7 protein-coding genes are annotated in these 7,392 nt (G+C 70.3%); all 7 read right to left on the reverse strand.

Features of this window, described 5'->3' with window-relative positions; all coding sequences use genetic code 11:
• Nucleotides 1-19 precede the first annotated feature (19 nt).
• Nucleotides 20-1,879: a BCCT family transporter gene (locus JAN01S_RS08730; protein ID WP_084360118.1), complete on the reverse strand. Its 1,860-nt coding sequence runs from the start codon at nt 1,877-1,879 to the stop codon at nt 20-22.
• A gap of 161 nt (nt 1,880-2,040) precedes the next feature.
• Nucleotides 2,041-2,973 carry a GTPase Era gene (gene era / locus JAN01S_RS08735; RefSeq protein WP_068316746.1) on the reverse strand — a complete coding sequence of 311 codons (933 nt, stop codon included), beginning with the start codon at nt 2,971-2,973 and terminating at the stop codon, nt 2,041-2,043.
• Entirely contained in the window at nt 2,970-4,265 is a 1,296-nt protein-coding gene (locus JAN01S_RS08740) for a hemolysin family protein (RefSeq protein ID WP_068316748.1), read from the reverse strand. The genes era and JAN01S_RS08740 overlap by 4 nt, the downstream gene beginning before the upstream one ends.
• The gene (gene ybeY / locus JAN01S_RS08745; protein ID WP_068316750.1) at nt 4,262-4,732 is read right to left on the reverse strand and encodes an rRNA maturation RNase YbeY; all 471 of its coding nucleotides are present in this window, start codon (nt 4,730-4,732) and stop codon (nt 4,262-4,264) included. The genes JAN01S_RS08740 and ybeY overlap by 4 nt, the downstream gene beginning before the upstream one ends.
• Nucleotides 4,729-5,781, reverse strand: coding sequence for a PhoH family protein (locus JAN01S_RS08750; RefSeq protein WP_084360119.1), 1,053 nt, complete (start codon nt 5,779-5,781; stop codon nt 4,729-4,731). The genes ybeY and JAN01S_RS08750 overlap by 4 nt, the downstream gene beginning before the upstream one ends.
• 49 nt (nt 5,782-5,830) lie before the next feature.
• Nucleotides 5,831-6,613, reverse strand: coding sequence for a hypothetical protein (locus JAN01S_RS08755; RefSeq protein WP_068316753.1), 783 nt, complete (start codon nt 6,611-6,613; stop codon nt 5,831-5,833).
• Complete coding sequence (locus tag JAN01S_RS08760) at nt 6,610-7,350, reverse strand: 16S rRNA (uracil(1498)-N(3))-methyltransferase (RefSeq protein ID WP_068316755.1); 741 nt, start codon at nt 7,348-7,350, stop codon at nt 6,610-6,612. The genes JAN01S_RS08755 and JAN01S_RS08760 overlap by 4 nt, the downstream gene beginning before the upstream one ends.
• Nucleotides 7,351-7,392: the final 42 nt, after the last annotated feature.

Below are 7,392 nucleotides of genomic sequence, written 5' to 3' on the forward strand. Positions count from 1 at the left end.
CAGGCCCCGGACGAGCAGATCAGGAGGTGGGGCGCTGCTGCCCCTCCTCGTCGGTGCTCTCGCCGGCAGTGTCAGCGGATGCGCTCGACCCCTGCGCAGGGCTCGATGCCGCCTCGGTCGGGGTGACGACGGCCGCGACCCGGTCGCGGTCGATGCCCTCGCCCGGCTGGACCGGGTCGATCGACAGGACGAAGTCGTCGCCGTGCTCGGTGACACCGGTGACGACCGCCTGCTTGAGGGCCTCCCGCGCGTAGGCACGACGCACCGCCATCGGGTCGGACTGCAGGTCCTTCACCAAGGAGACCGCCATGCCGATCATGATGAGGACGAAGGGCAGTGCCGCGACGATGGTGATCTGCTGCAGACCCGTCAACGAGTCCTCACCACCGATGATCAGCATGATCGCGGCAGCGGCACCGGTCGCGACACCCCAGAAGACCACCGTGACCTTGTTGGGCTCGAGCGTGCCGTGCTCGCTGAGCGAGCCCATGACGATCGAGGCGGCATCGGCGCCGGAGACGAAGAAGATCGCGACGAGCACCATGACGAGCACGGAGGTGACACCGGCCCACGGCATGGAGTCGAGCAGCGCAAAGAGCGTGCTCTCCTCACCGTCGCCGAACTTGTCGAGGGCCTGGCCCATCTCCTGCGCCTTGATGGCGGCACCGCCGAAGATGGCGAACCACAGCAGGCTGACCGTGCTCGGCACGAGCAGCACGCCGGTGACGAACTCACGGATGGTGCGGCCGCGCGAGATGCGGGCGATGAACATGCCGACGAAGGGGGTCCAGCTGACCCACCAGGCCCAGTAGAAGATCGTCCAGCCCGACAGCCACGACTTGATGCCGTGCTCACCCTGCGCGTTGGTGCGGGCGGAGTACTCCATCAGGTGCTGCATGTAGGTGCCGAGGGACGTGGGCACCAGGTTGAGGATGAAGATCGTCGGGCCGACGATGAAGACGAACAGGGCGAGGACGAGCGCCAGCACCATGTTGGTGTTGGACAGCCACTGGATGCCCTTTTCGACGCCGGAGACGGCGGAGAAGATGAAGCAGATCGTCAGCACGACGATGATGAGGACGAGCACCGTGTTGGTCACGTCGTTGGCCCAGCCGACGATCTTGGCACCGGACGCGATCTGCAGGGCACCCAGGCCGAGCGACGTCGCGGAGCCGAAGAGCGTGGCGAAGATGGCGAAGATGTCGATGACCTTGCCGGCCGGCCCGTGGACCTGGCGCTTGCCGATGAGCGGCTCGAAGACCGCGCTGATCGTCAGCCCACGACCCTTGCGGAAGACGCCGTAGGCGATCGCCAGACCAGCGACGGTGTAGATGGCCCACGGGTGCAGGGTCCAGTGGAAGAGCGTCGTCGCCATCGCGGTGCGCGTCGCGTGCTCGTTGCCCGCCTCGCCGGTGCCGGGCGGTGGGGTGAGGAAGTGCGCGAGCGGTTCGGCGGCGCCCCAGAACATCAGGCCGATGCCCATGCCGGCGGAGAACATCATCGCGATCCACGAGACGGTGCGGAACTCCGGCTGCTCGCCGTCGGCGCCGAGCGGGATGTTGCCGTACTTGCTCGCCGCGAGCCAGATGACGAAGAAGACGAAGCCGGTCGACGCGAGCGCGAAGAGCCACCCGGTGTTGGTGACGACCCAGTCCAGCCCGCTGGCGGACGCGTCCGCGAGCGAGGCGGTGCTGATGACGCCCCAGAGGACGAAGGCGACGGCGAGGACGGCGGTCACGCCGAAGACGATGGTGTCGAGCCCGGCCTTGTCGGACTTGGGCACGATCCGCGGCTCGAGGGCCGGGTGGTCGACACGACGGGTGTCGCGCGGGGCGGCGTCCTTGCCGGAGGTGGGTGGTTGCGTAGGTTCAGTCACGATTCAGGTCGGGTCGGGGCGAGCGAGTCGTCCCGCCCGCTCCTCCCAGGTATCAGTCGTTACGAGTCAGAGTCGGTGGCGGTTACCGGGCAGCATGCTGCCCAATCGCCCACCATGGCCCACGGGCGAGCCGTGGCCCAAATCCTTGTGACCGACTCGTGACCTCAGAAACCGAGGCGTTGCAGCTGCTTGGGGTCGCGCTGCCAGTCCTTGGCCACCTTGACGTGCAAGTCGAGGAAGACCTTGCTGCCGAGCAGCTTTTCGATGCCGACGCGGGCGTTGGTGCCCACCTCGCGCAGCCGTGAGCCACCACGTCCGATGATGATCGCCTTCTGGCTGTCACGCTCGACGAAGACGTTGACCCGCACGTCGAGCATGGGGTCGTCCTCGGGTCGGCCCTCGCGGGGCACGATCTCCTCGACGACGACGGCGAGGCTGTGCGGCAGCTCGTCGCGCACCCCCTCGAGGGCGGCCTCGCGCACGAGCTCGGCGATCATCCGCTCGTCGTCCTCGTCGGTGAGCTGGTCCTCGGGGTACAGCGGAGCGGGCGACGGGGGCAGGTGGTACCCGAGCACCTCGAGGACGTCCTCGACCTGGTCCCCCCGCGTGGCGGAGCACGGGACGATGGCCGCCCAGTCACCGAGCTGGTCGATGGCGATGAGGTGCTCGGCGAGTCGCTCGCGGTCGACCTTGTCGCTCTTGGTCGCGATCGCCACGACCGGCACCCGCTTGGCCCGCTGCAGCTCGGCGAGGTCCTTGGCGATGAAGGTGTCGCCGGGCCCGATCCGTTGGTCGGACGGCAGGCAGAAGCCGATGACGTCGACCTCGAGCAGGGTCTCGCGGACGAGGTCGTTGAGCCGCTCCCCCAGCAGGGTGCGCGGCTTGTGCAGCCCCGGCGTGTCGACGAGGATCAGCTGCCGCTGCTCGCGCGTCACGATCCCCCGGATGACGTGCCGGGTCGTCTGCGGCTTGCTCGAGGTGATGGCGACCTTGTCACCCACGAGGGCATTGGTCAGGGTCGACTTGCCCGCATTGGGCCGACCGACGAGGCAGGCGAATCCTGCGTGCCATGTCTCCTGCGGCTGGTCCACGCTCATGCCCCGATCTCCTCGTGCTCGCGCCCACCGTGCGCCTGCTCGGTCGGAACCGGCTCGACGATGACGGTGGCGATGCGGTGCTGTCTCCCCGACATCTTCTCAGCCGTGAGCGAGAGTCCGGCGACCTCGCAGTGCGCGCCGATGATCGGGACCCGTCCGGTGACCTTGCCGATGAGTCCCCCGACGGTGTCGACCTCCTCGTCGTCGAGCTCGATGCCGTAGAGCTCGCCGAGGTCGTCGAGGTGCAGTCCGGCCGGCACGCGGTGGCGGCCGTCGCCGAGGTCCTCCACGCTCGGTCCCTCGCGGTCGTACTCGTCGGTGATCTCGCCGACGATCTCCTCGAGGATGTCCTCGATGGTCACCAGCCCCGCCGTACCGCCGTACTCGTCGACGACGATCGCGGCGTGGGTCTGGTCGCGCTGCATCTCGCGCAGCAGCTCGTCGACGGGCTTGCTCTCGGGGACGAAGGGGGCCGGCCGCATGAACTCGGAGACGGGCAGGTCGCGGGTCTCCTCGTCGGCGAGCAGGCGACGCACGACGTCCTTGAGGTAGAGCAGCCCCACGATGTCGTCGCTCGACTCACCGACGACGGGCACGCGGGAGAACCCCGAGCGGATGAAGAGGTTGAGCCCCTTGCGGGCGGGCTTGTCCGACTCGATCGTCACCATGTCGGTGCGCGGCACCATGACCTCACTGGCCATCGTGTCGCCGAGCTCGAAGACGGAGTGCAGCATGTCGCGCTCCTCGTCCTCGATGATCGCGGACTCCCCCGCCAGGTCGAGCAGGTCGCGCAGCTCGGCCTCGGAGCGGAAGGGCCCGTCGCGGTACCCGCGGCCGGGCGTCACGGCGTTGCCGATGGACACGAGCAGTCGGGCGACCGGCCCGAGGACGCGTCGCAGCCCGATGACGAAGGGGGCGGCCGCCACCGCGATCGCCGTGCTGTGCTGCTGCCCCAGGGTCCGCGGCGAGACGCCCACGAGGACGAAGGTCACGACGACCATGATCGCCGCGGAGACGAGCAGCGCCACCCAGGTGCGCTCGACCTGGTCGACGACGACGAGGGTGATCAGGACCGCGGCGGTCGCCTCGGCGACGGCGCGCAGGAAGGCGAGGACGGAGATCGGTCCCGCGCTGTCGGCGAGGATCTCGCGCAGGGCGGGTGCCCCCCTTCGTCCCGCGCTGTCGGCCTCCTCCGCGGCGACGCGGGAGGCCGAGCCGATGGCGGCGTCGACGAGGGTGAGGACGAAGGCGGCGACGATCGCGACGACCGCGCCGATGATCAGGGTGGTCACCCCTGGGCCTCCCGGCCGCGGCCGGCGAGGAAGGTGAGCAGCAGCTGGCGCTGCAGCTCGAACATCTCCTTCTCCTCATCGGGCTCCGCGTGGTCGTAGCCGAGCAGGTGGAGGATCCCGTGCGTCGTCAGCAGGAGCATCTCCTCGATGGCGGCGTGGCCCGCCGCGGCGGCCTGCCGCTCCGCGACCGACGGGCACACGACGATGTCGCCGAGGACCCCCTCGGCGGAGGTCTCGCCCTCGCGACCGGGCCGCAGCTCGTCCATCGGGAAGCTCATGACGTCAGTCGGGCCGGCGAGGTCCATCCACTGCTCGTGCAGGACGGTCATCGTCGCCTCGTCGACGAAGCGGATGCACAGCTCGGCCTGCGGGTGCACGCGCATCTGCTCGAGCACGTAGCGGCTGAGGTCGACGAACTCGCCCTCGTCGACGTCGTGGTCGGTCTCGTTGAGCACGTCGATGCTCATCGGCGCTGCCCCTTCGTCGCGTCGTATCGGTCGTAGGCCCCGACGATCTCCCCGACGAGCCGGTGGCGGACGACGTCGGAGGCGTCGAGGTGGGCGAAGTGGACGCCCTCGATGTCGGTGAGGATGCGCTGGACGACCTTGAGGCCGGACTCCATCCCGCCGGGCAGGTCGACCTGGCTCGTGTCGCCGGTGACGACCATCTTCGAGCCGAAGCCGAGGCGGGTGAGGAACATCTTCATCTGCTCGGGCGAGGTGTTCTGCGCCTCGTCGAGGATGATGAACGCGTCGTTGAGCGTGCGGCCACGCATGTACGCCAGCGGCGCCACCTCGATCGTCCCGGCCGCCATGAGCCGCGGGATCGACTCCGGGTCGATCATGTCGTGCAGGGCGTCGTAGAGCGGGCGCAGGTACGGGTCGATCTTGTCGTTGAGCGTGCCGGGCAGGAAGCCGAGCTTTTCGCCGGCCTCGACCGCCGGGCGGGTGAGGATGATCCGGTTGACCTCCTTGGCCTGCAGCGCAGCGACCGCCTTGGCCATGGCCAGGTAGGTCTTGCCGGTGCCGGCGGGGCCGATGCCGAAGATCACCGTGTTGTCGCCGATCGCGTCGACGTAGTGCTTCTGCCCGAGGGTCTTGGGGCGGATCGTGCGGCCGCGGCTGGAGACGATGTTCATCGTCAGCACGTCGGCGGGACGCTCGCGGGTCTGACCGCGCAACATGGTGATCGAGCGCTCCACGGCGTCCTTGTTGAGCGGCTGGCCGGCCTCGACGATCTCGGTCATCTCGTCGAGGAGCCGGTCGATGACCTCGAGGTCACCGCGCGGGCCCTCGAGGCGGAACTCGTTGCCCCGCACGAGGATCTCGGTGCGGGGAAAGGCTCGCTCCATCGTGCGCAGCAGCTCGTCGGTCGGGCCGAGCAGGCTGACCATCGGCACGTTGTCGGGCAGGACGATGGTCTGGCGAACGCTGGGCGCGCTGCCCGGCGCGGCGGCTCGCGGTTCGTCGGGGATCGCGTCGAGGGCGCGCAGGTCGGGATGGTCTGATTGAGGCATCGTGCGGCCCAGTCTACGGGGGCCGGGTCGCAGGGACGACCCGTTTGGCTCACCGTCGTGGCAGGCCGAGGACAGGGTCGGTGAGCAGGCGTTCGCGCTGCAGGGCGGGATCGCGCCGCAGGTCACCGGCGTCGACGGACCGGCTGAGGGCGAAGGGGGTCAGCCCGGCGGCCGGATAGCCGTCCGCGACCATGGCCTGCTCCATCGCCGTGAGGAAGGCGCGTGGGTCGGTGGGCCCCAGCTGCCACCACCCGAAGGGCGAGTCGCTCGGCTGCGGCTGGTAGCGGTAGGCGCTGGAGAAGGCCTCGAACCACCACGTGGTGCCGACCGGACGCTGCGTCCAGCCGTTGACGACGACGCCCGGCGGGAGCGTGGCCTGTTGCCGGTAGAGCGCCAGCGGCATCCGGGTCATGGCCCGCACCGTCGTGGCCACGAAGACCCGACCCGGATCGATCGTCGCCCACGGGATGGCCTCGGCACCGCCCCAGGCCCCGGAGGCGACGAGTCCGTGAGCATGCACGTCGCAGCGGTGACGGCGGGCGAGGAGCCACACGGCGAGCAGGACGAGTAGCGAGAGACCGGCAGTCACGACGCAGGTGCCCACGACCGTGCCCACCCCCGGGTCGGGCGCGAGCAGCGCGACGAGGACCGACAGGGCGATGCTCACGACCGAGACCAGGACGAGAGCGCCGAGCCAGGCTCGTCCCGTCAGGCCGCCTCGGAAGGTGGCCAGGCGCGGACCCATCTGCTCGGGCCGGGCACCGGCGAACCACGCGAGCGCCGCGTGGTCCGCCTCGGTCCCGCCGGACCACTGGTAGAAGGCGCGCGTCACCGCCAGCGACCCATGGCGCTCAGGACCGCGATCGCCGCCGGCCCGGCGGTGGACGCCCGCAGCACCTGCGGACCGAGGCGCACGGGGGTCGCGCCGGCCGCGACGAGGCGGTCGACTTCCTGCGGCGAGATCCCCCCTTCGGGCCCGACGACGAGGAGCACCTCGCCCTCGGTCGGCAGATCGATCCCGGCCAATGGCGTCGTCGCGTCCTCGTGCAGGACGAAGGGGGTGCGCCCAGGGCACTCGAGCGCCAGACCGCTCGTCGTGACCATCGGCGAGAGCTGGGGCCAGCGGCCCCGTCGCGACTGCTTGGCGGCGCGCTCGATGACGTTGGCCCACTTGCGCAGGCCCTTGTCGGCCTTGGGCCCCCGCCACCGCACGATCGATCGGTCGGCCTGCCACGGGATGACCCGGTCGACGCCGAGCTCGGTGGCCGCCTCGACGGCGTCCTCGTCGCGTCCGTCCTTGGACAGGGCCTGCACGAGCGTGAGGCGAAGGGAGGGCTCCGGCTCGTCGGCGCGCTCGAGCACCCGCAGCCGCACCAGCTCTCGGGTGACCTCGGTGACCTCGGTGAGCACGCGGGCGCCCTGCCGGTCGGCGACGAGCACGTGCTCCCCCACCGCGAGCCGCACGACGGCCGCGGCGTGGTGGGCCTCCGGCCCGGTGAGGTCGACGACGTCGGCGACCCCGAGACGGTCGAGGGCACCGGGGTCGACGACGAAGAGTGGTGCGGTCATGGCCCCAATCCTGCCTCTGGTCGGGCCCGCCACAGCGGCGGG

The sequence above is a fragment of the Janibacter anophelis NBRC 107843 genome (assembly GCF_001570945.1).
Lineage (GTDB): Bacteria > Actinomycetota > Actinomycetes > Actinomycetales > Dermatophilaceae > Janibacter > Janibacter anophelis.